27 protein-coding genes are annotated in these 23,692 nt (G+C 68.1%); 13 read left to right on the top strand and 14 right to left on the bottom strand.

What is annotated here, in order from left to right; genetic code table 11:
* Nucleotides 1-170 precede the first annotated feature (170 nt).
* The 8 genes from K2224_RS28955 (at nt 171) to K2224_RS28920 (ending at nt 5,910) form a co-directional block, all read left to right on the top strand.
* Nucleotides 171-776, top strand: coding sequence for a DUF4913 domain-containing protein (locus tag K2224_RS28955; RefSeq protein ID WP_221910153.1), 606 nt, complete (start codon nt 171-173; stop codon nt 774-776).
* The gene (locus K2224_RS28950) at nt 773-1,540 is read left to right on the top strand and encodes a glycosyl hydrolase (protein ID WP_221910152.1); all 768 of its coding nucleotides are present in this window, start codon (nt 773-775) and stop codon (nt 1,538-1,540) included. The genes K2224_RS28955 and K2224_RS28950 overlap by 4 nt, the downstream gene beginning before the upstream one ends.
* On the top strand, nt 1,537-2,013 hold the full coding sequence (locus tag K2224_RS28945; RefSeq protein WP_221910151.1) for a hypothetical protein: 477 nt from the start codon (nt 1,537-1,539) through the stop codon (nt 2,011-2,013). The genes K2224_RS28950 and K2224_RS28945 overlap by 4 nt, the downstream gene beginning before the upstream one ends.
* Nucleotides 2,010-2,678 (top strand): hypothetical protein, encoded by a 669-nt coding sequence (locus K2224_RS28940; protein WP_221910150.1) that lies wholly within the window; start codon nt 2,010-2,012, stop codon nt 2,676-2,678. Before K2224_RS28945 ends, K2224_RS28940 begins: the two co-directional genes overlap by 4 nt.
* Nucleotides 2,679-2,860: 182 nt before the next feature.
* Nucleotides 2,861-3,403: a hypothetical protein gene (locus tag K2224_RS28935; RefSeq protein WP_221910149.1), complete on the top strand. Its 543-nt coding sequence runs from the start codon at nt 2,861-2,863 to the stop codon at nt 3,401-3,403.
* Between the two features lie 56 nt (nt 3,404-3,459).
* The gene (locus K2224_RS28930) at nt 3,460-4,302 is read left to right on the top strand and encodes a helix-turn-helix domain-containing protein (RefSeq protein ID WP_221910148.1); all 843 of its coding nucleotides are present in this window, start codon (nt 3,460-3,462) and stop codon (nt 4,300-4,302) included.
* A 121-nt stretch (nt 4,303-4,423) separates the two neighbouring features.
* A complete protein-coding gene (locus K2224_RS28925; protein WP_221910147.1) occupies nt 4,424-5,350 on the top strand; it encodes a DUF317 domain-containing protein in 927 nt (308 codons plus the stop codon).
* Between the two features lie 71 nt (nt 5,351-5,421).
* The gene (locus K2224_RS28920) at nt 5,422-5,910 is read left to right on the top strand and encodes a hypothetical protein (protein WP_221910146.1); all 489 of its coding nucleotides are present in this window, start codon (nt 5,422-5,424) and stop codon (nt 5,908-5,910) included.
* Nucleotides 5,911-5,914: 4 nt separating this feature from the next.
* Here K2224_RS28920 and K2224_RS28915 read toward each other — a convergent pair whose 3' ends face one another.
* Complete coding sequence (locus K2224_RS28915) at nt 5,915-6,190, bottom strand: hypothetical protein (RefSeq protein WP_221910145.1); 276 nt, start codon at nt 6,188-6,190, stop codon at nt 5,915-5,917.
* A gap of 262 nt (nt 6,191-6,452) precedes the next feature.
* Here K2224_RS28915 and K2224_RS28910 point away from each other — a divergent pair, with 262 nt between their 5' ends.
* The 4 genes from K2224_RS28910 (at nt 6,453) to K2224_RS28895 (ending at nt 8,002) form a co-directional block, all read left to right on the top strand.
* Nucleotides 6,453-6,749 (top strand): DUF317 domain-containing protein, encoded by a 297-nt coding sequence (locus tag K2224_RS28910; RefSeq protein WP_260693543.1) that lies wholly within the window; start codon nt 6,453-6,455, stop codon nt 6,747-6,749.
* A gap of 293 nt (nt 6,750-7,042) precedes the next feature.
* Entirely contained in the window at nt 7,043-7,315 is a 273-nt protein-coding gene (locus K2224_RS28905; RefSeq protein WP_221910144.1) for a hypothetical protein, read from the top strand.
* 53 nt (nt 7,316-7,368) lie between these two features.
* Nucleotides 7,369-7,581 carry a hypothetical protein gene (locus K2224_RS28900; protein WP_221910143.1) on the top strand — a complete coding sequence of 71 codons (213 nt, stop codon included), beginning with the start codon at nt 7,369-7,371 and terminating at the stop codon, nt 7,579-7,581.
* Nucleotides 7,582-7,684: 103 nt separating this feature from the next.
* Nucleotides 7,685-8,002 carry an esterase gene (locus tag K2224_RS28895; RefSeq protein WP_260693542.1) on the top strand — a complete coding sequence of 106 codons (318 nt, stop codon included), beginning with the start codon at nt 7,685-7,687 and terminating at the stop codon, nt 8,000-8,002.
* Between the two features lie 186 nt (nt 8,003-8,188).
* Here the strand turns inward: K2224_RS28895 and K2224_RS28890 are convergent, their stop codons facing one another.
* The 12 genes from K2224_RS28890 to K2224_RS28835 form a co-directional block, all read right to left on the bottom strand.
* Nucleotides 8,189-10,294: an FtsX-like permease family protein gene (locus tag K2224_RS28890; RefSeq protein WP_221910141.1), complete on the bottom strand. Its 2,106-nt coding sequence runs from the start codon at nt 10,292-10,294 to the stop codon at nt 8,189-8,191.
* Nucleotides 10,295-10,374: 80 nt separating this feature from the next.
* The gene (locus K2224_RS28885; protein ID WP_260693877.1) at nt 10,375-11,073 is read right to left on the bottom strand and encodes an ABC transporter ATP-binding protein; all 699 of its coding nucleotides are present in this window, start codon (nt 11,071-11,073) and stop codon (nt 10,375-10,377) included.
* A 173-nt stretch (nt 11,074-11,246) separates the two neighbouring features.
* Complete coding sequence (locus tag K2224_RS28880) at nt 11,247-11,549, bottom strand: hypothetical protein (RefSeq protein ID WP_221910140.1); 303 nt, start codon at nt 11,547-11,549, stop codon at nt 11,247-11,249.
* Nucleotides 11,550-12,629: 1,080 nt separating this feature from the next.
* A complete protein-coding gene (locus tag K2224_RS28875; RefSeq protein ID WP_221910139.1) occupies nt 12,630-13,031 on the bottom strand; it encodes a hypothetical protein in 402 nt (133 codons plus the stop codon).
* Between the two features lie 107 nt (nt 13,032-13,138).
* A complete protein-coding gene (locus K2224_RS28870) occupies nt 13,139-14,911 on the bottom strand; it encodes a relaxase/mobilization nuclease domain-containing protein (protein ID WP_221910138.1) in 1,773 nt (590 codons plus the stop codon).
* The gene (locus K2224_RS28865; protein WP_221910137.1) at nt 14,911-15,567 is read right to left on the bottom strand and encodes a MobC family plasmid mobilization relaxosome protein; all 657 of its coding nucleotides are present in this window, start codon (nt 15,565-15,567) and stop codon (nt 14,911-14,913) included. Before K2224_RS28865 ends, K2224_RS28870 begins: the two co-directional genes overlap by 1 nt.
* A complete protein-coding gene (locus K2224_RS28860; protein WP_221910136.1) occupies nt 15,564-15,788 on the bottom strand; it encodes a hypothetical protein in 225 nt (74 codons plus the stop codon). Before K2224_RS28860 ends, K2224_RS28865 begins: the two co-directional genes overlap by 4 nt.
* A gap of 102 nt (nt 15,789-15,890) precedes the next feature.
* Nucleotides 15,891-16,910 (bottom strand): DUF2637 domain-containing protein, encoded by a 1,020-nt coding sequence (locus K2224_RS28855; protein ID WP_221910135.1) that lies wholly within the window; start codon nt 16,908-16,910, stop codon nt 15,891-15,893.
* Nucleotides 16,907-17,473 (bottom strand): WhiB family transcriptional regulator, encoded by a 567-nt coding sequence (locus K2224_RS28850; RefSeq protein WP_221910134.1) that lies wholly within the window; start codon nt 17,471-17,473, stop codon nt 16,907-16,909. Before K2224_RS28850 ends, K2224_RS28855 begins: the two co-directional genes overlap by 4 nt.
* A gap of 116 nt (nt 17,474-17,589) precedes the next feature.
* On the bottom strand, nt 17,590-18,297 hold the full coding sequence (locus K2224_RS28845; RefSeq protein WP_221910133.1) for an ATP-binding protein: 708 nt from the start codon (nt 18,295-18,297) through the stop codon (nt 17,590-17,592).
* Nucleotides 18,297-19,316: a hypothetical protein gene (locus K2224_RS28840; protein WP_221910132.1), complete on the bottom strand. Its 1,020-nt coding sequence runs from the start codon at nt 19,314-19,316 to the stop codon at nt 18,297-18,299. Before K2224_RS28840 ends, K2224_RS28845 begins: the two co-directional genes overlap by 1 nt.
* A 2-nt stretch (nt 19,317-19,318) precedes the next feature.
* On the bottom strand, nt 19,319-19,675 hold the full coding sequence (locus tag K2224_RS28835; RefSeq protein WP_260693541.1) for a hypothetical protein: 357 nt from the start codon (nt 19,673-19,675) through the stop codon (nt 19,319-19,321).
* A 1,234-nt stretch (nt 19,676-20,909) separates the two neighbouring features.
* Between K2224_RS28835 and K2224_RS28830 the strand changes: the two genes are divergently transcribed.
* On the top strand, nt 20,910-22,274 hold the full coding sequence (locus tag K2224_RS28830) for a helix-turn-helix transcriptional regulator (RefSeq protein WP_221910131.1): 1,365 nt from the start codon (nt 20,910-20,912) through the stop codon (nt 22,272-22,274).
* Between the two features lie 195 nt (nt 22,275-22,469).
* Here K2224_RS28830 and K2224_RS28825 read toward each other — a convergent pair whose 3' ends face one another.
* Nucleotides 22,470-23,003: a hypothetical protein gene (locus K2224_RS28825; protein WP_221910130.1), complete on the bottom strand. Its 534-nt coding sequence runs from the start codon at nt 23,001-23,003 to the stop codon at nt 22,470-22,472.
* Nucleotides 23,004-23,692 lie beyond the last annotated feature (689 nt).

Raw genomic sequence — 23,692 nt, 5'->3', positions numbered from 1 at the left:
ATTCCTCAACAGGTCAGCTGCGTACCGGAGTTGCAGGCACTCCCTTCCCGTAATGCCCTCGCTGCACGACGGCGTAGCGCCTCACTACCGAATTTCTCCGGCCGGACCAAACCGCGGATTCTCCGGATCCTCTTCCCCATGTCGCCGTCCCATAGATGGAGCACACCCTCATGCCCAACACCAACAAGACCGCCCCCGACCCTGGACCGTTCCGCGTCCCCGACGAGGACCTCGACGACCTCGCCAGCACCCTCGCCAAGACGATGGCAGAGGTCAGGCAGCACGGCGTCATCCTCGACCGTCTGGGCTCCGAGCCCACTGCCACCCCCGCCGCACCCCAGCCGACCGACAACGTCCCGACCGCAGAGGCGGCCGACTCCGCGCAGGAAGATGGCCCCACCTCGGTGTTCATCCTCGCCTTGGGCGGTGAGGCATACGCCGTCGAACTGGCCGCGCTCAGCGACTGGGTGAACTACCTCTTCCTCCCGGTGTACGGCCGAGAGATCAGCACGACTCGCCCATGGTGCACACAGTGGCATGAACACCCCGAGGCCGTCGCCCGACTGCACGCTCTCTGGCTCGCGTGGCAGCAACTCACCGATACCGAGGCCGGCCTGTCGGGTCCTTCGACGTGGCACCGCGACCACCTGGACCAGGCGCTGGTTCATCTCCGCGCTCCCGACGGCCCCTTCGCAGCATGCACGACGAGCCCGACGCGGCCCAACCATCGCGTGCTGGCCACCCCCGCCTCCGAGCATTTGGGGCTGGCGGCATGAACGACGAACTCGACTTCCACCTTGATGACTTCGAGCCCGCCGACGCGGACTCTGAGTACGCGGAGCAGCGGTTCTGGGCCGGTGACCTCACCGTCCTGGCCGAGCACCACACCGCCCCCAACGGCTCCGACAGCTTCGTCCTCGCACACGACCGCTCGGTCACCTGGGGTGTGCCTGGCGAACCTCAGATCCAGGCGATCAAGGTCGTGCGGGATCTCAACCAGAACACCTTCACGTTCGAGTCGGCCTATCACCCGACCGTGTCCTTGGCTCAGAACTGGCTGATTGAGCGTGGTTGTCCGTCCGAGCGGATCTCCCAGATCGACGACGGCTTCATGAAGCCCGCCGACGATCTCACCACGCGGATCGAGCAGAGGCTCCGCACGTCGGGCAACCGTTACAAGGTTCTCGACAGCTATACCTCGGACTTCGACCCGTGCGAGACGTGGACGTTGACCCGCGACTCCATCGCCGCTCAGGCACCGATTCGCGTCTTCCTCGAAGAGGGGGACTTCGACTCCCACACGTACACGATGCGCGAGGGCGCCTTCGCCGACGAGGACGCCGCCCGGCAGTGGCTGGACGACCGCAGCAGCCCGCTACCGCGGCCACCGGCCCACCTCGGTGACGCCGCCGCCATCCGGGCCCGCGCCGCCCTCACCCGGTCGGCCGGCGTCTCCGCGATACCGAAGGCCGGCCTCGATGCCCACAGCACGCCGTCGGCGGGCACGACCCAGCGACCGAGCCTTGGGAGGTCGGTGTGAGCCGCGCCCGCTTCGCCTTCGCCGCACACCCCGACGCCATCGCGGATCTGCGAGAACTTCCCGACGAGATACGTGACTTGGCGCTCCTGGAGCTGCAGAACCTGGTCCACGGTAGCGATGACTGCCTGCCGCTGAAGGGCCGCCTCGCGGGCTTCCACAAGGTCTACGTCGACCCGTCCGTCTCCTACCGGATGGTCATCCAGTTCCGTCCAGCCCCGGCCGCCTCGCACCACAAGCGCGAGATCTATCTCGTCGCCGCCGGTAGCCGGAAGGACTACGAGGTCTACCGCACGGCACACCTGCGCACCGGCCCCCGCCAGGACACCGAGACAGCCTCTGCCGCCGAAGCGCGCGTGCACGCCGCTCGATCCCGCTCTCCCCGTGCGGTCGATCAGCCGACAACTGCCCCAGCAGTTCCTCCAGCAACAGCACAGCCCACTACCGCCGCTTCCCGAAAGACTCCCCAGCGATGACCACCAACCGCACCCCTCTGGCCCGTACCGAACTGGCGACCCTCCTCACCGATGCCGCGCAGAGTGTCTCCGGGATCCTCACTGCCGAGTACCCGACGGCCGCCAGCCGCTCCTACCTGCACCCCGTGCTTGGAGCGCTCTCAGCCGGGCCCCGGGTGGTCTGCGAACTGAACGGCCGCCTCGAAGGCTTCGTAGCCAACGAGCCGCTCCCTGCGACGCCGGCGGGTCTGTTCACCCTTGCCTCCTACGCCTCCGCACTGGGATGGCTCACCGAGTCCGTCGCCGAACTGACCACCTCGGTCGATCAGATCTGCACGCGTGTGGGCATCCCCACGGAACCGCCGGACCCGGCTTTCGCCGCGCGGGCAAGCGTGAAGCAGGACAGCGAGTTCGACTTTGCCTTCAGCGCCTTGGAGTTGGCGGCGATCCGTACTGCGGCCGAGGCCGCCGGTCTCGCACCAGGCGAGTACGTCGAGGTGCTCTCCGAGTCCCTGCTCGCAGCCTCCCAGATCACCGATGCCTGCATGGAGATTTCCAACGGTCTCCTCGAAGACGCCGCGTACGTCCTCGGCGAGGCGACCGATCACGTCTGGGCCGGCGACGGCCCAGACAGCCTGCCCACTCTGGTCCGTTCGCTGCTCGCTCGGATGGAGGCGGCCGAATGAATCCCCACGACCCGGCCAAACGGCCCGGCGCGCACCTGGTCGCCGAGGAGTTCCGCCGCCCTCAGCCGCAGCAACTCTGCGGCGATGTCAGGCGACACCGCCGTTCCATCTGCCGCACCCGCAACAAGTGTGGCCACCCAGCCTTCCCGTTCCCGTTGATTCCCTCAGAAAGGACCTCCCTGATGTCCACCGCGATCTACACCCGCCGCCTTGTCGAGCACCGGTACGGCCGTCCTTTGGAGGAACTTCGGCGGGGCAACGCCTCCGGTCGCTCTGATGACCCTGTCCTGCCCATCCTGCTGCGACGGCTCGGCGGCCTCGCCCAGACCGGCGCCAATGCCCGATCTGCCCGCCGCAACCTTGATGCGGCCTGGCAGCGGTGCCGATCCGGCGAACACGCCCTCAACGATCTCGTGGTGCTGTACGCAACCGAAGTCGTCGACCTCGAACGCCAGGAGCAGACCGAAGCCGAAGCGGTCTGGGACCTGCTGGATGTCCGCCTCCTGCTGGACCGCCCTTCTGCTCAGCGGCCCTCGGCCCATCGAGGGGTTCCTGCTGCTGACGATCAGGACCTTTTGGCCATCGCCCGCGAGGTCGCCGCCGGCCTGCAGCGCCTCAACCGCGAGGCGCTGCGCCGGGGCCTGCGCGACCGCGGCATCCGCGCCAGCAACCGCCGCCTCGGCGCGGTGCTCCAGCGGCTCCGAGCGGAGAGCTCCTCCCGCTGACCGCTCGACCTCACCACATATCCACAAAGCCCCTTGTCTCCAACGGAGTTCGTCCCATGTCCACCACCGTGCAGCCCTCCCTCACCTCCATCGGTTCGGTCGATGCCCAGCGCGTCGAGGACGCGCTTTCCCTGATAGCACCGAAATGGACCACCTGGACGGCGCAGACCCTGGCGCAGCAGGGCCGCCCCATGCGCGTGCGTGAGGTTGCCGCCCGGCTCCCCTTCGTCAGCGAGCAGTTCATCGGGAAGCGGCTGGCCCAGATGCACTCTGATGGGCTGGTCACCCGAGCCGACGATCGCCACAGGGCTCCGTACCAGCTCACCGCATCCGGCGAATCGCTGTCTCGGGTGCACCGTGCCCTTTCGGAGTGGTCCCAGACCAACCTGTCGCTCGGCCAGGTAGCCGGTGCCGAACGCGTCGAGGACGCTGTGCGCCGTCTGCACCTGCGGCATTCGACCGCCGTGATCCAGGTTCTCGACGCGGGCGGCCCCATGCGGTTCGTCCACATCGCCAAGGAGGCCGGCCTGGACAACAGCTACACCCGGCAGCGGCTCAACCGGCTTCAGACCGATGGCCTGGTGGCCCGTACCGGGCCGCGCCACGGCGACCCCTACGTCCTGACCGACGCCGGGCGGGCACTGGGCCCCGTCTACGCAGCCGTCGAGCACTGGAGTAATCCCGTCGCCACGCGGGAGCACTCGGCGCCCCCGGTCCCCGTCGCCTCGGCCACCCGTACCCACACCGGCGTCTCGCTGGCGTCGGACAGCATCCGAACCACAGCGGCCCTGCGCCGGAGCACCACCGTGCCGAGTGCCCTGTTCAGCCACGCGCCCCAGCCACAACCGCGGGTGCCATCAGCCGTCACCGCCCAGTCGGCCCCCTCTCGGGGCCGGTGATCGCGGTGGCACTGAGAGTCAGCCGCGTCTCCCCATCGTCACGGCGCCCGCGTGCCGCCGAGCAGCCTGTTCCGCTGCGCACGCGGGCGCGTTCCCCTCCCACGCGCTCGGAGCCTCGACTATGAGCACTCAGCAGTACCAAGAGGTACTGGTCAGCCCCAGGTACCTGGCCGGCTCCAACGGGACCGGCGACGCCGGATTCGCCCCCGTCGCTCACTGGCCGCACCACTACCTCGACGAGGGCCCCTGCCAGCTCCTCGTCGCCTCGCCCGACCAGAGGATTCGTATCGGCTGGTTCGGCGACGACTTCGAGCTGTGGAAGATCACCGCAGCCGGGGACGCCGTCTCCGTACCGAGTTGGACGGCGACCTTCAACCATGTCACCCCGGCCGAGATCGTCGCCGGTCTCACCACAGCTCTGGCCCACGACTACGCCGAAGCCGACGCCTACGACGACAACGCGCGCTTTCTGGCGAACCCGTCGTTGTACTGGGCCGACGCCGTCCGGCCACTGACCGATGCTGGCTGGACACGCGACGGCGGGGCCGAGCGCGGCACCGTCGAGATCATCGCCCCTGACGGACAAGCAGGCGTCCTGATCGACAACCGTCTGACCGGCTGGGACGACGAAACCGTCACGCTGTGGGCCGGTCCACCAGGCTGGGGCACCCGCGCGGAGGCGGTCTTCACAGCCCGCACCCCGTCCCACCTGATCGCCGCGACGGCAGCCGCCATGACCGATCCAGCCCCGGTGATGCGTGAGCGGCACCAGCTCGATCGCGAGATGGAAAAACTGGTCACGCTCACTCCTGTCGGCCCGGCCGTCCCCCAGGTTCCTCGGGCTCCGACCCCACTCGACGTGCGCCGCACTGCTGTCACCCAGGCCGTCCAACGGGCTACACGTTTCCCGCAGACAGCCGCCGACCTCCGGGTCATGGCCGCCCGCAGCCGCACGGCGCCTTCGGCACAGAAGCAGTCGAGCAATCCCGCACCCGCAATCGGCGCCAGGCCGCTGGCCAGCCCGTCGACCCCACGCCGCAGCCGCTGACCTCCGGTTCCAAGCCTTTCGGGGCGTCCCCTCTTACCGAAGCGCCATCTCCGAATGCCAGGAGTTCCGCCATGCCCGACACCACCGCGCTCGACCAGGCCACAGCCATGATCGAGAAAGCCTGGGGCCGCCCCATCGAAACTCTGGAATCCCTCGCGGTCCGCCGTCCCAACGACGACCCGCTCCTGCGCTCAGCCATGCACATCCGCTCGACCCTGGTCGTCACCGACAACGCCGTAGCCGTGCACCAGGACCGTCTGCACGCTCTTACCCGGCCCGGCCACGTACCGGCCTTCTACGACCTAGAACGGATCACCAGCTCAGCAGCGGACCTTCGCGTCGCCCAAGCGGAGAGCCGTACTTCATTGCAGGCCATCAGCCACGTCATCGAAGCGCGTGACGCCTCCGCGACCGCAGAGCGGGCCCCAGCAGTCCGGCTGGCCCAGGCCGCTGTCGCCCGCTCCGGGCACGCGCCACACGCTCTGGGCCCGGCGCCCGATCAGCCTGCTCCCTCCGCCTCCGTCGGCCCGTCGGTGGCCAGCCCGGGGCCACGTCGCTGAGCGGTCAATCGGCGCCGGTGTCGCCTTCGTCGTGCTGGGCGTCCCCGATGCGGGAGCCCACCGCACGGGCCAGTTCCTCCAACGTCAACTCGACGCGACGCCCATCCGCGATCCGGTCCTCCACCGCCACCCCCTCGTCCTGCCGTCCGTCGGACTGCGCACCGACAGCCCACTGGCCGTCGGCGACCATCGCGATGTCGCCCACTGTCCACGGCCGCCCGGCGGCGCGGATCTTGCGCTCCAGCCCGGCTCCGTCCCAGTGTCCGCTCAGCTCCGCCACCCCTGTTCCCCCTTCGGTCCCCTGCGGCCCGTTGCCGCAACCCAATTAGGACAACCGCGTCCGCCGATCCATTCCCGGGCTACGGCTGCTCTGTTGCCGGCTGCCAGTTCGCCCACGGCAGACGCCACTTCCCGGGGAAGGACTACGTACTTCGGCACACTGCATGTCAACGTACGGGTGTTGGGAAAACCGCAGGTCAACGAAGGGATCGTCCGGCCATGAACGTCTCTGCCGCTCTCCTGCCTGCCGTCGTCCGCCCGCCGTGGAAGGCCGCCGCTGGCTCTCCTCCGACCACTGCGCGGGCCCAGTGCTCGACCTCCTCGACGCCCTCGGCTGGGCAACCGTTGACACCCCGGAGGCCAACGTCCACGCGACGAGTCCGGACGGCCATGTCTACGTCGGCTGGCTGCCCGAGGACACCGCCGCCTGGGAGCGAGACGTCGTCTGGCAGGTCCGGGTACAGCCCACCGAAGGCGACCCGTGGGTTCAGGAGTTCGGCCTCCACACTCCCGCCGAGGCCGTTGCCGGATTCATCGCCGCCCTCGTCGCCCACCGCTAACCGCACCTCCACACCGCCTGTTCCGAACGGCACCAGCCAAGCGGGAGTTTCCGACCGCGCGCATGCTCTTGGCCACTCGACCCGGCTACCGCCGTAAGTGCGCGTACGCCCGACGCTGCACCTGCTTCTACCTACCCGGTCAGTACGGCGATCGCGCCAAGACCCTCCGCCGCCGAGCCGCCCGCCCTGCCGAACAACACCGGTGGCAGCGCGACTTCGCCGAATGACCGCGCACACCCGAGGCCCGCCGCCCCTCCCAAACGGCTACCGCCCCCATCTACAAGGAATCCACCATGTCGTTCCGCGCTCCGCTCACCAACCACCACGCCGACCACACCGACTGCCCAGTGGACCACAAGCACACCAGCTCTGGTAAGCCGCTCCATCCGGACTGCCCCGGTCGCGCATACACACAGGCCATCTGCTCATGCGGCAACTGGGAGATGAAGCATTCCGGCAAGGGCTACGTCAACGAGAGCCGCAAGCGGCACCTCGCCCAGCACCAGCCCGCCAGCGCCTCCGCCTCGCCCTTGCTTTGCAACGTACCCCCTTCCAACATGCGCTGACGTGTTGACGTTCTGCCGCCCTTCCCACACCGTCCTGCTCCCCGGAGGTTCCTGTGCCCCGCAACCTGACCGTCGGCCACCTGCTCCGCCAGCTACAGGCCCTTGAGCCCAACCTGCCGATCCGCCTCGCTATCAACCCCGACTTCCCCTTCACCCACTACTTGGGGGCCGAGGTTGTCGTCCGGGACGGCAAGGCGTTCATCGCCGACGACGGCCAAGAGGACTACCTCCCGGTGGCGGTCAGCAACGCCCTCGCCTGGACCTGACCCGTCCCACCGATACACCCCGGAGGCCCCTATCTCGTCGCCAGCCCACCCTTCACACGTCCTTCCACTGCACAGCCTCGCCGCACGCCCTATGCCGAGCAACGTGCGCGGTGTACTGGTTGAGCGCGTCTCTGCCCTGCCCGACGGACCGCTCGATGTCACCTGGCTCGCCGCCGAAACCCCGAGACTCCCCCTTGGCCGCGTTCGCCTTCACTGGGGGCCCGCCTCCCTCGCAGGCTGGAACGTCACCGCTCACCTGGGCCTGGCCACCACCGAGGTACACCTCGCCTCCTGGCCTGCCGCCCCGGACGACTGGCCAATTCTGGTCCGCCCGACCGTCCACGAGGTACTGGGCCTCTGTGCCGCTCTCGCGGTCGCAACCGCCGCCCTCGACCTCTCGAATCGCCTCATCCAGGTCTGACCGAACCGCAGAAGGCCGCCCCACGCCGATCAGGCGGGGGCGGCCTTGCTTTACGCCCCAAACCCCCGCGTTGCGTACCCTCATCAGGGAGTGTCCGCGAACATTCGATGCGCACATAAAGGCGCCCTCGCGGTCCCGGAAGCCGCAGCGGCGGCTCCGGTCTTCAGAACCGTGGAGGCGCGCTTGTCAGTCCGCTTTGGGGCGCCAGCGTGCGGCCCCGCTGCTGGCGGTCGAGGCTCCCCACCACCAGCAGGTGAGCGCCATGGCCTCGACCATCGCCAGGGTGGCCGTGAGTACGGGCCAGGAGAGCGTTGCGCCGCCGCCGGGGCGCGTCATCGGCGTTCCCAACCAGACCGCGGCGGCCGTGCCGACCAGGCCGGCCGTTGCCATAGGCAGCAGAACCGACCACAGCGCGGTGCCGAAGAAGACAGTCCGGCGGCTGGTCAGCACGCTCAAGGGTGCCAGTGTCCGGCTGAATCGCAGGAAGTCGCCGAGGTTGTTGAGCGCGGCGGCCAGTGCGAGCAGGACAACGCCGGCCAGTCCCAGGAGCAGCACCCACAGTGAGGTTTTTTCCAGTTGGCGGGCACCGACCAGCCAGGAGCTGCCCAGCGAGTCGACCTGGGGGCCGAGGAAGTGCTGGAAGGCGGCTTTCTTGACGGCGGATACGGGAAGGTCGCCGGGCCGGTCGCTGACCAGGACGATGTTCTCCGGGGCCTGTCTATCCGTCGCGACGGGGCCTGGGCGCAGCGTGACCTTGCCGTCTCCGGTGCCGTTCCAGGCGGCGAATTCCTGGAGCCGGGGCTCGGTCGGGCGTTCCGATGTCGTAAGACATGGGGTGTTGAGGGCCTTCAGTGCTGAACAGTCGCCTTGCAGAGCGACGTTGCCGTCCGCATCGGTGTACGTGCCCAGTGCGTGCACACCGCTGGGGAGGCTTCGCAGGAAGGCGTCCACCGGCGCCTGGGCCGTTCGGGACAGGGACGACACGGTCAGAGCGCTCTCACCGACCCGTGTGAACGTGGTGCGGGCCTCCATCATGGGTCCGGTCAGGCGGCTCGACCAGAGCTGGACCTGGGTGACCAGTCCGATCGCGATGACGATGCTGGCGACCATCCGGGTCGTGACGCCGGGGTGGGAGGTGTTCCATCGCCCGGCGATGACGGCGCTGGGACTGCCGCGCCGGTTGCCGTAGCGCACGAGCAGCCGCCCGACCCCCGCGACCGCCGCGGCGATCACGGCAGGCAGTGTCGCCAGGGTGCCGATGACGCCGAGGGTGTAGACGGCGAGGAAAATCGTGGGGTTCGATTCCACACCGCCGACGAGTTCCGATCCGCGAACCGCCACGAGCAGGAGGACGGGGCAGAGCCAGAGAGCCCAGCGTGCACTGTTGCGCGCGCCACCCTTCGGCCGAGTGGAGTTGCTGGCCTTGTTCACTCGGTGCAAGGCCGTCACGGTACAGATCACGACCACTGCCGCGGCGAGAATCGCTCCGAAAAGCGCGGGAGCCCATCGTCGTACATCCGCTGCGGAGACGGTGAACTCGACGAAGGGAACCTGAAGGTTGGTGGTCATGGCCCATCCGGTCAGCGCCGCGACCGCCGCCGCCCCGATCGTCACCGGGACGATCGCTTCTCCTACGTTGACCAGCGCCCGCGCCCTTGTCCCTGCACCGAGCGCGCGCAGAAGTGCGGTGCGGCGGTCCCGTCCAGCTGCCCCCGAGCGTGCCGCGATGACCGTGAGCGCGGCGGCCGGCAGCATCAGCAGCCCCACGACCGTGGGGGTGTACGCGGACAGTGTCTGGACGCGGACCTGATCGCCCATGGACGCACGGGTGTCCGTGCCGTACCCGGCAATCTTCAGCATGCTCTCCGGATTCGACGTGCCTGGTGCGGGCCTTACGTATGCCAGACGTTCGCCCGGGACCTCCAGGCCCGATTCCGCCACTTCACCGGCCACCCGCCCGTACCGGTCCAACGCCCCCTCGCCGGCGAGCGCCGTTCGCAGTGCGGGAGAGAGCACCGCCTCACCGGGCGACGGCCACGCTTTGACTCCCGGCGGGAGCGGGGCGCCGTCGACGAGGGGCTCGATGAGGATGACGTCGTGTTGAAGGCCGCCGGCGGTGTCGAAGGACTCTCGCCACTGCGCGGTTGCCTCCTTACCCGCTTTTGCGCTCTCTCCTACGAAGCGTGGCGCACGGGCGGCGCCGCGTTCGTCACGTCCGTCATAGGTGGCCAGGCCCGCGACGAGCGATACGGCGCCCAACGCCAGCGCGGCCGTAGCGCACAGCAGAGCCACGAACCGAAGACGGCTTCCCTCCGACCTGACGGCTGCCGCCCGCCCGACGGCCAGCATCTGCCTCCACAGGGGTGAGGTCCTCACTGGCCGTCCCCTGTTCCCTTGTCGTGGTTCTCGCTCAACTTTCCTGCTTTGAGACCAACATGGCGGTCCGCACGGTTGGCAATGGTTCCGTCATGCGTGACAACGAGGAGACCGCAACCCCAGCGTTGCGGAACGGAGAAGAGCATGCGGGCGACCTCGTCACGGGTCTCGCTGTCCAGCGCGCCGGTGGGTTCGTCGGCGAGCACAAGGGCCGGCTGATTGATCAGCGCCCGAGCCACGGCCGTGCGCTGCCGTTCACCTCCGGACAACTCGCCTGTGGGCGTCTTCTCGTAGGGCACCTTGAGCTCGGTCAGCAGCTCCTCAGCCCGGGCATACGCCTCCTTCTGCGCCACGCCTGACAGCAGGGCTGCCATCGCGGTGTTCTCCAACGGGGTGAGCTCCGGTAGGAGTTCACCGAACTGGAACACCATGCCGACATGGTTGCGGCGGTGGCGGGCGAGCCCACGCTCCCGCAACCTCGTGATGTCGGTCCCCGCGATGCGTATCGCACCCCGCTGAGGTGCGACCAAGCCCAACAAGCACATCAGCAGAGTGCTCTTGCCGCTGCCACTCGGCCCGGTCACCGCCACCGACTCACCTGCCCCCAGGGACAGGTCAAGTCCATCCAACAGGGTGCGTCCCGCGACGCTGTAGTGCACGCCCTCGGCGGCAAGCACCGCTCCGTCTGCTCCCACGGACACGTCCTTCAACTCTCGCAATTCACTGGCATCCGCCGTGTCAGCCCCAGGTTTCCCCCGGAAGTTTCCATACGGCGATGGCGGGTCGGTGGTAACCACCGACCCGCCATAGTTCGTCAGATTCTGCCCGGCGCATCCCATGCGGACAAAGGCGCGCCTGGCGGACAGACTTAGTTCGCCTTCCAGGCGCCGCAGCTGTCGGGAGACCACTGCTCCTGACGGCAGGCACGCCCGCGAATGATCTTGCTGCCGTCGCCGCTCTTGACGACCGTGCCGCTGCCGCTGCTGTTCCACAGGTTGCGGGTCTCGCCAGGGCTGGCCTGACGGTTGTACTCACCCTTGGCGGAACGGCTGTCAGCCGACGTGTCGTACACGCGGGCGTAACGGTGCGACTCATTGCTCTGGGTCGTGAGCTTCGACCCGGCAGTCGTCGCAGTGAACGCGAACGCCGGCGCGGAGCCGATCAGCGCCATGGTTCCGAGAGTAAGACCTGCAGCCTTGAGGGCTATTCGCTTCCCCACATCAATCCCCTCCTTGCCGCCAATCGGCGGCACATCTGGACATACAGACGAATAGGAGTCTGTATGTACATGTCTGGCGACATGCGACGTAAACGCTAGATCAACATTTAGAAGTTGATCAAGCTGGGAGAGATTGTGTACCTTAGCCCGATTTAAGCCAAGTCTCTTGTGTGGCCTTGCGTCCTGTGGTGACCAAGATGGGCAAACCGACCGATAACTCCAGACATAGCCATCGGTGAGGCCACTTCCACTTCTGAGGCTGATGCTTTGTGGCGACGTACGCGTCGATCGGTAATGGCGTCGACTTCAGCAGCCGGTGCGGACGCGGACAGTCCTGGCATCGGTGAAGTTGTGCGCGTGCCATGGGAACGGATGCGCCTGCTTGTTGCTGCGCAGTGCAGGTATCTGGCCTACGGCGCGGGAGACATAGAACCGTGTGTGCCCGTATGGTGCGCGGGGCACATTCGACCCAGTGCCGATCTGCTACTTGGCGTTGATCACAGCGGAGTCGGCGAGCTGGAATGTACGCGGTCGGGCACTGACCTGCTTGGCGATGCCCTGACTGGCCAGCTTGTTGAGCGCGTAGCGATGGCGCCCGATGACCTCTCGATGACGCGGCTGATCCGGGTAGCCGTGAATGCCTCGCTGACGTGTACCTGAAGGTGATCGATAACCATCCAGCGGAGTGCTCCTGGCGCCAGCCGTCCCGTCGGGCTGGGTACGGGCTGCGCCGGCGCCATGACGGGATCAGAGCTCACCTAATCCGTTGCCTTCGCCGGGGTCGTCCCCGTTGCAACTCTCTTTCCTGAGGCGGCGCGTCCTGGGGGTCAGTACTGCAAAGGTCCTTGGCGTGACGGCCATCTCGCGGAGATCACAGCGTTCGGTCCGGCTGGATCATCAGTGCGCTCAGCCGGTGCGTACGCGTGGGTTGGGCTCCTTCAGCCGGGCACGCTCGCCGGGGGGCAGTGCGTGATGCTGGAGTAACGCTGCCACTTTGAGGCGGAGGGGCCGCAACTGCCGGAATTCGACCCGTTAGTCCAGGTAGGTGCCGGCGAAGGCCCCATCGAAGCCGAGCGCGGTGAGTCCCTGCTCGACGCTGGGGTACGTCGTCCCGTCCGGGATGGCGATCAGGGCATCGAAGTCGGCCCGACTGATTTCGGGTTCGAGCCACTGGTTGCTGCAACGGCAGACGATCCAGACGTTGCGGCCGTGGTTGATGAGCAGCCAGTCGCGCCGTGCACGGCAGGCCGTGCACATCACCGGTATCCCGCGGAGGGCCAGCTCGCGCGGGTGGTTGAGGCAGCGCGTCGCGCCAGGGCCACTGGGCCGCTGCGTCTCGGATTCGAGTTGCAGAAGCGAATCGGTACCGGTGGGGAGGGCGGGCAGCACGGTCGGCTCTGCGGGGCAGTCGGTGGTTCTGAGCACGAGCGTCATCTCCTGGTCGAGGTCCTTCTGTTTCCATCCGTAACAGCCGATGTCGCCGGTGTCCAGGGGGTTTGGCTGAGTCCAGCGGGACAGTTGGGCGGCCTGCCGGACGCCGGTCAGCGGCGCGGTGTGCGGTGACGCGGGTCGGAGGCAGCGGGTCGAGCTGCTGCCGTGGGTGCCGTCCGGTTGCTGGTGTGCTTGGCCGCGAACTTGGGCTGGCCGGTGCCGGCCTGTGGACGCCGGGTCGCTTCACCTGGGTGAGCGGAGAGCTGGGCGAGACGGCGTAGCCGCCAGACCAGGACATCGTTCACGTCCTCGGCGGTGTCGAGTTCGCGCATGTCGATGGCTTGCTGCAGAAGGGTCTTGGGGTCGTGGCCTGCTTCCTCGGCCTGGGCAAGGGTAGCGGTCAGGGCATCGGTCTTCGTCGACGAGTTGTTTGCTCGCAGCCCCTCTTCGGTGAGGGCTGCGCGGATGGTGGCCTCGTGGGTTCGGCGTTCGGCTTCGGGCAGGGCGCGGCCTTGTTCGCGCAGTGCCTGCATGGGCGTGGCGGCGGCCTGGCGGTAGGCGGCTCGCAGGTGCTCGGCGGTCTGTCGGGAGGCACGGGCCTGCTGGGCATGGCCACGGGCGGAGTGCCAGTGGGCGGCGGCCAGGGCGACGAGGACCAGGGTGGAGACGAGCATGGCGGTGGTCCCGCCGTCCTCGCCACGGCCGAGGGCGCTGCCCGCCTGGATGATGCCCCGGGCCGCCGAGCGAATCGCCCGGGTGTCAGCACGCTCCGCTCGGACGTGGCTACGGGTGGCGCGCTCAAAGGCGCGGGCGGCGGCACTCAGCTCAGCACGGGTGGCCGCCGGGGAGGTCTGTGCGACCGCGTCCAGGAGTTCACCGACCCCTACGAGTTGAGCTGCGGCTTCATCGTCGTCCCTATCGAACATGGTGGCGGCGCGCTCGGCGACGCCGGTGGCGTTGCGTCGTTCTCGGGCAGGCGGGGACCATTCCGGTCGGCCCCTGGTGGCAGCCGAAGATGTCGTCTGGTCGGCAGTGCCGTCGGCCAGACGAAGACGGATCTTCGGCAGAGACAGGTCGGGGGCGAGTTTGGAGCCGGGGAACCAGATCGGCTCACGGTTGCGGTTGCGGTCGCCGGGGAGTGCGACGTTGTAGCCGATGGCATCGCCGGACGGAGCGTGCCGGAGTTTCACCCGCAGGCCAGCGTCGCGCAGACGGGTGAAGAATTCCTCTTCAGTGGCAGCTCCGGCGAGGGATTGGCGGACGGCTTCGCGCAGCGTGTCGCGCGGTGCCTCGGGGCGGCCGGTGCGCTCGGCCTTGAAGCGCTCTGCGCTGGTGGGTGTCTTGGAGCCGGTGCCGTCGCCCGGGTTGAGTCGGCGCAGGTTCCACTCCTTCTCGATGCGGCGGCATTCGGCCTGGGCCTTCTTGAAGTCGTAGTTCATCCTGGGGCGGCGCAGGTCGCCTCGGACCATGGTGGCCAGGATGTGGATGTGGTCGTCGGCATGACGGACGGCGATCCAGCGGCAGCCGTCCGGGTCGTCTTCGGGGGCGAGGTTGACGGCGTGGACCAGGCGGCGGGCGACGGTGTTCCACTCGGCATCGGTCAGCATCCGGTCGCCGGGGTCGGTGCGGACCGAGCAGTGCCAGACGTGCTGGGCCGGGGCCGCCTCGCCGGCCTGCTTGACGCGCAGGTCCAACGCGGCGGCGAGGCGGGCAAGGGTGACCTTGGGGTCGGGGTCGGGGCTGGTGTCGCGTCCGGGGTCGGGGGCGAAGCCGTCCCAACTTCCGACGAGGTGCGCGTCGATGTGTTCGTCGCGTTTGCCGGGGCCGTACAGGTAGACGAGAAGGCCGTAGGTTCGTGAGCCGCGTCGGATCTTGGGGACCATCAGAGCCGCTTCTTCACCAGGGTGTCGGCCGTGTCGTCGATGCGGGCCAGGGAGCGGGTCAGGGTCGTGAGCGCGTGGTCGAGTTCGCCGGGGCGGGGCTGCCCTCCAGCGTTGTAGATGTAGGCGATCTGATTGATGTTGTTCCCGATTCGGGAGAGGGCGGTGCGCAGGGCCGCCAACTCGTCTATGGCGGTGTCGAGTTGTTCGTTGGTGTGCAAGGTGGTGGAACCGCGGGCGGCGGCGAGGCCGGCGGCGGCGAGGAATCGGGCGACGGTGACGCCGCGCTGCGCGGCGGCGGCGACGATCTCGGCTTTCTCGGTGTCGGAGAGGCGGGTGGTCGTCTTGCGGGTGCGCTCGCTCGGGTTGCGGCTGCGGCGGCGCGGCTTGCGGTCGGGGAAGGCGGGCGTGCTCGGGCTCGGCTGCTCGCGGCGGTCTGCTTCTCCCCCTGCGACCGGCGCCCCCTGGTGCCGGGTGTCCGGCTGGTCCCCGTGCGCCCTCGCTCGGGGACCAGCCAGGCTTCCCCCGTCCTCCTGGGCGGGGGCAAGTGCGTGCGACGGGCCGTAGGACCGTCGTATGCGACAACTTGCTCCGCCAGGAGCCGTCGTGGGGTCACGCTGCTGTCCGGCCGTGGTGACCACCGGGTCGTTGGCGGTCACGGGCGCGCCTCCGGATTCTCCTGCCGGATTTCGCGGACGAGTTCCTCGATCCAGTCCATGGCCAGGACCGGGTGATGCAGGGTCCAAGGGCGACTGTCCGGGGTTCGTTGCACGGTCCAGGTGGTGTTGGGGCCAGATTGGGCACGGTGCAGGTGGCCTCGCTGGTGCAGGACGGTCAGCCAGGAGTCGACCTCTGCAGGTGTGGCCGGGTGGGTGCGCATGGGGTGTGCTCTCCGCGTGCTTCGGAAGGATGTGGGGCGTGTGTCTGCGAGCGGGTGACCGGCCGGGGCGTCCGGCTCGGTCACCCGCCTCGTGCTGTCCGGTCAGTTCCGGGCGGAGGTAACCGGCTGCCCGTGCTGCTTGCGGAGCTGGGCCATCAGGGCGGTCAGCGTGTCGCTGGACAGCGGGATCTGCTGACCTCGGATCGCCTGGGCGACCACCTTGCGGGTCAGCTTGTCCTCGGCCCTGACCGCTGACCGGGCGATCTCCAGCAGTTCCTCGGTGTCCGGGTCAGACCGCCGGTCACTGGCTGTCCGGGTGCCCCGGTCAGTGACCGGCGGCGGAGTGACCGGCCGGTCGGTGACTGGCTCGGTGCCCGCGGGTCGGTCGGTGACCGGCAGCGTGGTGTCCGACTGTCCGGGCAGGTCAGCGGCCTCGCGCGGCTGCTCGCAGTCACCGGTGACCGGGCTGCTGCTGACCGCAGGGGCACTGTCCTTGGTCAGTGGCCGAAGACGCGGGGTCTGCTTGTGCAGGGAAAGTCGCGGCCGGTCGGTCAGGGCAGTATCCGATCGCCCGGCGCTGACCTGACCGACCTGCGGCTGCTGCTGACCGACCCGGTCAGTCCGAGTGACCGCGATGCCCTCGGGCCGGTCAGCCTGACCCTGGTCCTCGCGGTCCCTGCCCTTGACCGGTCCCCGGGCAATGAGGATGAAGAGGTGGACTGCTCCGGCCAGCGCGAGCGGGGCGATCGTGGACAGCACTGCGACGACCATGTCCCCGAGCCGGAGTCCGGTGGGCGAGACCGCTTCCTCGTTGAGTCGCACCGCGTGAAGGGCGTTGGCCCAGATGCTGGCAGCGGTGGCCGTGCCGAAGAGCGTCCAGAGATAGAGCCGGGCACGCAGAGGCGCGTCGCGGAGGACCAGGAGCGCCCGTATGCCGTAGGCGATGAACCCGTCGATCACCAGGGGGAAGACGTAGGTCAGGAAACCGCGGACGTGGATGGCGACGGCCATCTGCTGGAGGGCGTCGTACGACAGGGCGCATCCCGCTCCGCCCAGGGCGATGACGACCGCGCGGTCCCAGCCGGTGATGTGCGCCGCCTTGGGCGTGTTCGCGGTGCTCACGCCACCGTCCCGAAGTCGTCGCGGCTCAGGCGCTCGCCGCCGGTCTCGGGGGGCGGGGTGGTGTTCGTCGTCTGCACCAGGCTTCGGTTGCGCAGAGCCCGGCGGATCTCGCGGTACTTCTTCTGGGCGTGTTCCTCACTGACCTTCAGAAGCCAGGCCAGGCGCTGCTCTGACAGGCCGTGCCGGTAGGCGGCAAGGGGGACCGCGCGACGCTCGGCCTTGGTGAGGTGGACATCGCGCCCGGCGACGGTGGCGTTGACGCGGCTGTAGTCGAGGCGGTCGGCAAGCTTCTCATGCAGTGGTGCGCGCTCCTCCTCGGTCATTCCTCCTCGGATGCCGTGGGTGTCGCCGCCTTCGAGGGCTGCATCGAGGCAGGTGCGGCGGACCGGGCACTGGCCGCACAGCGACTTCGCGGTGGTGATCTTGTCGGTCTCGTCAGGCTCCGGGAAGAAGATTTCGGGATCCACCGGGTTGTACTCGGTGCTCTGGCAGACGGCCTGGTCCTGCCAGGTGTGGTCACCGAGCGACCGGTGGCGGGCAGGGCTGATCGTCGTGGTGGTCATGCGGGTTGCTCCGATCGCTCTCCGCGCGCAGGGGCGTCGGCGGAGGGGTGCGCTGGGTCGGGAAGGGCACGGGCGGCGCGCTGAGGGCGCGGCCCGGCGTGGCGGCCTGCGGCGGGTCAGGCGGCGGCGCGGTGGCGTCTGCGGTCGACCGGCTCGAATTCGACCCGTGTGGTCATCTGCGCGAGTCGGGAGGTGACGCGGTCACCTAGGTAGGTTCGGAGATCGCTGATGGGCAGGTTAGTGGTGATCAGGGTCGGGAGCATGTGGTTGTACCGGCGGTTGATCAGCCGGTAGGTCACTTCCTCGGTCCAGTCGCTGGCCTTGGCAGCACCGAGGTCGTCGATGATCAGCAGCGGGCAGCGGCTGACGGCCGCCAGCTCACGCTCGCTGTCGACTCCGGGCCGGGGGCGCAGGTCGGCGTACAGGTCGGCGGCGGTGAATGCGCGCCAGCGCACGCCGACTCCGCTCTGCACCAGCCGCCGGACCGCGCCGTACGCCTGGTGCGTCTTGCCCGCGCCGACGACGCCGGCCATCAGCAGGCTAGGGCCGGTGGTGACCTGTCGACGGGCTCCCTGACTGGGGGCGACGGCCGCGTCGGCAACGTCGCGGGCCCAAGCCAAGACCTGGGGGTGGTCGGCGACGGCGGCCTGGTAGCGGAGCGGCATCCCAGCCGACAAGGCGTCCAACGGGGAGACCGGATCGGGCTCGTCGACCAGTCCGGCTACGGCGACCGGGTCGATGTTGCGAGCAGCCAAGATCCTGGCCATCCGGTCCAGGGTGCCCTCGCTGCCGAGGGTCTGCGGTTCGCGGTTACGGGTGCGCATCACAGCTCCTCGGCGTAGGCGGCAGCAGCGTTGGCCGGGTTGGTCCACGCCTGGTGAGCGGGCACGTTAGGCCGGATTCCCGGCCGCGCCAAACCGCTGGGGTGTGCGTTCATGGCCTCGTTGACCATGCTGGTCAACACGCTGGGGTGCTTGGGGTTGGCGGCGAAGCGCTGCAGGCCGCCCCGGACGTGCTCCGGCGAGATGCCCTCGCCCAGGAGCTTTTTGACGATCCGCCCGAGGTGCCCGATCACGTCGCTGGGCGGGCGCTCGTCGCAAGCAGTGACGTACTCGCCGACGAGTTGGTTGGCCGAGACGGTGGATGCGGGCGCTGTGCGCCCCGAAGGATTAGTAGATCCAGGATCCAAGATCCTAGATCCAGGCGCCGAGGCTTCGGGGACGGTTCGGGGAGTCTTCGGGGAGACCTCCCCGACAGGCTTCTGACCTGCGGTTTTCTTCACGGCTCGCCTTGACGCATCGATGGTGTCGTCGAGCGTCGCCTGCTGTCCGCTCGCGCTCGCGGATCGGGCACCGGGAGGCGTGGCAGGCTGCTTCGACGGTCGATCGAGGCTTCGGGGATCCTTCCCCGAAGGTTCGGAGAGCCCTCGGGGAGTGTTCGTCTGGCCGTCGGCGAAAACGCTGCAAGTGGTCTTGCAGGATCCGCAGCGCTGCGTGGCGTGGTGGTCCGGGCAGGCCGGAATGCGCGTCTGCGAGGGCTTGTCGATCTTCTGATGCTCGAACCAGGTGACGATGTGCAGGTACCGGCGGCCGTCGCAGCCGACGTACCGGCAGATCAACCCCGCGTCCGACAGTTGCTGCAGGTCTTCCTCGACGTGCACCGGAGTGTGCTCGGCACGCAGCGGCCAGAGCAGGCCGGCGATGACGGCTGGGTTGTCGCGAAAGCGCCCGTGGTCGTCGGCCTGAGTAAGGAGGCCGACGAAGGTCCGCTCGGCGTGCACGCTGACCTCGGCAAGCGACTCGCTGGTGAACGCTTCGGGCTTGATGGTGCGGATCCTCGCCATGGTCAGCGCCCCCCATCGGGGACGGTGTACGCGTCGGCGGCAGGTCGCATGGCCCCGTTGACCAGGTCGAAGTCGTGTGCCTCGTCCCAGTTGACCTCCGGGTGGGCTCGGATGACCCAGCGGGCGGCCGTCACGCGCTGGGGTCGTGTGAGCGGTATGGGGTGTCCCTCTGTGTCGTACGCGCGGGAGTAGGGGCTCGGCCAGGACAGACCAGGATGGCGCTGCGAGACGCGGAAGGTGCGGGCGCCGGGCACCATGTCCGCGAGCAGGGCGGCCAAGCGGTGCTGGTGGGTACCGATGGCCTTGGCGGACTCGGCGAACCTTGGGGCGGGCGCCCTTCCGCCCCGGGATTTGGGCATGCGACAATTCCTTACTGGTAGGCGGGGTGGGACGGCCGTTCTCGTCGAAAAGGTCAGCCGGCTCGTCCCGGTTACGAATCCGCACCCTTCGGGGTGGCGGGGCCCGGCGCCCGGAAGCTGCTAACTTCTGGGCGCCGGTCTCATTTGGCCCTGGGATTCAGGGACTTGGCTTTCGGCTCAGCAACTGGTTCCCTCCTCATCTGCATGCGCTCCGGTCGGCGATGCCGCCGCGGGACCAGCAACATATGCGTAGTGCGCCCAACACTCCAGCGCACAAGGGATGCTGGACCACTTCGACGCCAACTCGACATACGGAGCTCCCCGCTGAAGTCGAGGCTGTCATGGCGAGGAGGCTCCCATCCGCGTCGGGCGGAATGTCACCCGCGACGTCCAGCCGATGGGGTCACACGCACATCAGGTCGGCATCCGTGCCTCGCACCAACCTCCGTCGCTCTCCGCACACGATTGCTTTCCGCAAGCGATGCACAGCACACGAGGGATACCGCGAAGGTCCGGAGATGCGACGGGTTCTACCGGCGAGGACCAACATCAACCCGAACGTGACAGGAATGAGGCTTCTGCCACAGCGCAGAGAGTGGCACCGCATCGCCGCGGCGTAAACAGATGCGGCAGGCAGGTCATTCATTTCACTGGACCGCAAAGCCCACTCCTTCTCTTGCAAGGGAACGGCTCAACCGATTACTGGACCGGACCCACACAGTGATTTAAGCGGGCCGAAAGTCCCGAGTCAAAGGGCACACAACCTCAAGTTGACGCGCGTAGAACCAAAAGCCCAATCACGCGATCAAGGAGGTCCATATACCCAACTCGCCTTGCAGTTAAAGGGTCTGATCCTGAATCAGGGACGGATGGAGTGCCGGATACCACCCATCCAAATCTCTCGCCAAGTCGAAAACGGAGATAGCGGCAATTTTTTGCCGCTATCCACGAGCGGCAAACTTTTGCCGCTCGCTATGCCCGAATCGCATCCATAGATGCCGCCTTGCGTGGACCGTGAGGCGGAACATTGAAATGATCTTTCATCTCGACTGTGACCCGCCCCACAATTTCACCCCTATTGATCACCGCGGCGCCGGAAGATCAAATTCAAGTTTCGTATTGTCGATGTACGGAAGAAACCAGGTTGGGGGACGGCCGACCACCGTCCCCTTTCTCCATGCCTCGATCAGGACCGCCATTGGCCTGGCATAGGCAGCTGAGCACGGAGGATTCAATGGGCGCGGGACCCGTCGAGAGCGGCCCCGGACAGGGCGGCGATGATCCGCTTCCGGACCAACACGATCCAGAACGGGCCAACCCAGAGGACGGGGCAGCACCCACTCCAGGGCAGCTGATGGGCCTTGCAGGTTTGCTTCGAGCCTGGCGGGCTGTTGCCAGTGAACGGCTCGGCCGACAAATCACGCAGCAGGACGTCGCCGGCGCCTGTGAGCGCTCGGTGCGCTGGTACCGCGACCTGGAAGCCGGCGCGAACACCCGGCTGACCCGCGAGCAGTGCGAAGCGATCGGCCAGCTCTTCCTACTGGGACGCGATGAACTCCAGGCCCTGCTGCTGTACAGCATGGGCGGCGCCGTCACTGCCGGGCCTGCTCCGGACTTCGATACGCCCACCCGACGTGCGGTGCAGGCTCTGCTCGACCAGCAGACGAACCCGGCCTGGCTGCTGGACTCGAAGTGGAACATCATCGGCTACAACGACCCGATGAAGACCTGGTGCCCGTGGGTCATGGAACCGGGCGCCAATCTGCTGCTCTGGGGGCTACTCAGCGACGAGGCGAAGACCGTCTTCGTGGACTGGAACAAGCACGCCATCGAGTGGCTGGCCATGCTGCGTTTCTCCGCCCTCCGGCACCCCCAAGACGCCGAGATCGGCGCCCTCGTCACCAAGATCATCAACGGGGACGCCCACCTGCGCCGGCTCTGGAAAGAACGCTGCGACGTCACCGAGGGCCGCGAACCGTACTACTACCGAGTATCGCTACCGACCCACAGATTCGAGATCGTCGAGCTGGAGTCTCAGACGCTCTTCCCCGCGGCCTTGCCGGACTGCCGCATGGTCATCATGACCCCGCTCAACGACGACGCCACCTCGGACGCACCCGGCCAGGACCCGAGGAGTGGCGAGCAATCGGGCCGGTCCTCCAACGGTCTGCTTCCCGGCCAGATCAGCGTGGCCACGCCTACCGAGGCCGCGACATACGCAGGCGAGGGAGCCGTTGAGCTGCCGATCCTCAGCGAACTCATGGGGCACGGCTGCCGGCTGACCTACGGCCCGTCGACTCGTACCGTCATCTGGGCCACGCCGCAGGCCGACGGACGCTGGGATGTCGCCGAGGTCAATCCCTATACGGTCATCGTCCGCATGCCCCAGGCGATCCACGTCAAGGGCGCCTCCGAGGAGTACAAGCTGCTCACTCGGGCCCTACTGCCCGTCGACTCCGCCGACGCGGTTCAACGCATCCAGGAGATGACCGCACAGCTGCGGCGCCGCATCGAAGTGCTGGAGGACATCCACCGCGACGAGTGGGAGACCAACCGCGACCGGGTCCCGTACACCTGGCACCCGATAGACGAAATCTGACCACCCCTGACGGCGTCGGCGCCACTCGTCGTGACTGACTGTGGCCCGGCGCCGGCTTGCGATGCGACACCCTCGCCGGTGAAGGCCGCAGACCTACGTGCCTATGGCCAGGCCGGGGAGCACCAGCAGGCCGCCTTCCTCGCACCGAACTTCTTCTACGCCAAGGTCCCTCGGCGTGGGCACTCCCCGCACGCGCTACTCCTCGACCGCCATCCGTGCGGCGGCATCGGCGCCTTCCGCGCCGAGATCGTGGAAATCCCGCAGCCACCACCCCGTGACCCGGTCCTGCCACCCCCTGCCCTCCATCACCGCATCCGGAGTCCCGCCAGGCACCTTGCCATCGTCCACCAGCAGCATCAGGCCCTCGGCCTCGGAGCACAGCACCGACAGCGTCGCCATTGCACTCTCACCAGCGCCACGGGAGACCACGTTGAAGCCCGCGGCATCCTCCTCTCCTATCTGCGCCGGCAGCTGCTCCCACCACGCACCAAGCAGCGCCCTCAGTGACTCTTCCAGCCAGCGCCAGTCCGGTGCCGATGCCACCCTCGGGAATGCAAGCGGCGGGACGCCCGGGCCCCGGTAGAGCTGCCACAGGTAGGGCAGCTCTCCGTAATACGGCGCCGGATCGGTCCGCTCACCAAGCTCGAAGCCCGCCTCCTCCTGGGCTTCCAACTCTGCCGTGTGCCGCACAGACAGCTGGAGCCCCTGATCACCGCAGTCCAGGAGCACCGTCCGCTCCTCGTTGCGCCACCGAACGACAGGGCCGATGGTGGCACCGCCATACAGGGTCGGCGGACCTATCCGCCCCGCGACCGTATCCAACACTTCTCGCGCGACGGTTCTCCGCTGCTCAACGGGCGAACCCTCATAGTGATCACATACTGTGACAGGAGGGCGCTCAAAGTCACGCCCCGAAGGATGGAGGTGAAGTCGCTCGGCCAGGTCTGCCACCTCACCCATCCTCGACATCTCACCCATACATCCACTTTGCCCGAAATGCCTCATACGGCAATGTGGAAGACTGGTCGGACTGGTATCACGCAAGCGGGGCGCAGACGATCAGCACTGCTCCCGGCGCTCCTTGTTGACCGCTTGGGCGACGTCGACAACACCGGCGGAGCAGTTCTTTACAAAGCGTTCCCCACCTGGAGAAGGCAGTTGGTGGACCAGTGGCCGCGGCGGGCGACATGTTGCGTGCTGCGTGCATGTCGCAGCCGACCTCCGGCCGGATGATGAGTCCGCGTCCGTGATCACCGGGCAGTCCGGACCGGCGTCTCCAGCGCCCCTCGGGGTAACTGTCCGCCTGAGGCTCGATCGTTGCCGCTCTTTTGAAGGCGACGGCGACCAAGGCTAACGTGGCGTTCACGGCCTGCGGCCGTTCGCCCCCACTGCGACTGAGGGCGAACGGCCGTGGGTTG

It is taken from the genome of Streptomyces sp. BHT-5-2 (assembly GCF_019774615.1).
Lineage (GTDB): Bacteria > Actinomycetota > Actinomycetes > Streptomycetales > Streptomycetaceae > Streptomyces.
The sequence above is the reverse complement of the archived record's forward strand: the minus strand, read 5'-3'. Positions and strand labels throughout refer to the sequence as shown.

Coding starts and splice junctions, on each gene's coding strand:
- K2224_RS28905 (WP_221910144.1), top strand. CDS start 7,043: ATGTCGTTCCGCGCTCCGCTCACCAACCACCACGCCGACCACACCGAC.
- K2224_RS28940 (WP_221910150.1), top strand. CDS start 2,010: ATGACCACCAACCGCACCCCTCTGGCCCGTACCGAACTGGCGACCCTC.
- K2224_RS28935 (WP_221910149.1), top strand. CDS start 2,861: ATGTCCACCGCGATCTACACCCGCCGCCTTGTCGAGCACCGGTACGGC.
- K2224_RS28955 (WP_221910153.1), top strand. CDS start 171: ATGCCCAACACCAACAAGACCGCCCCCGACCCTGGACCGTTCCGCGTC.
- K2224_RS28950 (WP_221910152.1), top strand. CDS start 773: ATGAACGACGAACTCGACTTCCACCTTGATGACTTCGAGCCCGCCGAC.
- K2224_RS28850 (WP_221910134.1), bottom strand. CDS start 17,473: ATGACCACCACGACGATCAGCCCTGCCCGCCACCGGTCGCTCGGTGAC.
- K2224_RS28925 (WP_221910147.1), top strand. CDS start 4,424: ATGAGCACTCAGCAGTACCAAGAGGTACTGGTCAGCCCCAGGTACCTG.
- K2224_RS28875 (WP_221910139.1), bottom strand. CDS start 13,031: ATGACGCTCGTGCTCAGAACCACCGACTGCCCCGCAGAGCCGACCGTG.
- K2224_RS28845 (WP_221910133.1), bottom strand. CDS start 18,297: ATGCGCACCCGTAACCGCGAACCGCAGACCCTCGGCAGCGAGGGCACC.
- K2224_RS28830 (WP_221910131.1), top strand. CDS start 20,910: ATGGGCGCGGGACCCGTCGAGAGCGGCCCCGGACAGGGCGGCGATGAT.
- K2224_RS28930 (WP_221910148.1), top strand. CDS start 3,460: ATGTCCACCACCGTGCAGCCCTCCCTCACCTCCATCGGTTCGGTCGAT.
- K2224_RS28860 (WP_221910136.1), bottom strand. CDS start 15,788: ATGCGCACCCACCCGGCCACACCTGCAGAGGTCGACTCCTGGCTGACC.
- K2224_RS28840 (WP_221910132.1), bottom strand. CDS start 19,316: ATGGCGAGGATCCGCACCATCAAGCCCGAAGCGTTCACCAGCGAGTCG.
- K2224_RS28870 (WP_221910138.1), bottom strand. CDS start 14,911: ATGGTCCCCAAGATCCGACGCGGCTCACGAACCTACGGCCTTCTCGTC.
- K2224_RS28880 (WP_221910140.1), bottom strand. CDS start 11,549: ATGGCGCTGATCGGCTCCGCGCCGGCGTTCGCGTTCACTGCGACGACT.
- K2224_RS28920 (WP_221910146.1), top strand. CDS start 5,422: ATGCCCGACACCACCGCGCTCGACCAGGCCACAGCCATGATCGAGAAA.
- K2224_RS28835 (WP_260693541.1), bottom strand. CDS start 19,675: ATGCCCAAATCCCGGGGCGGAAGGGCGCCCGCCCCAAGGTTCGCCGAG.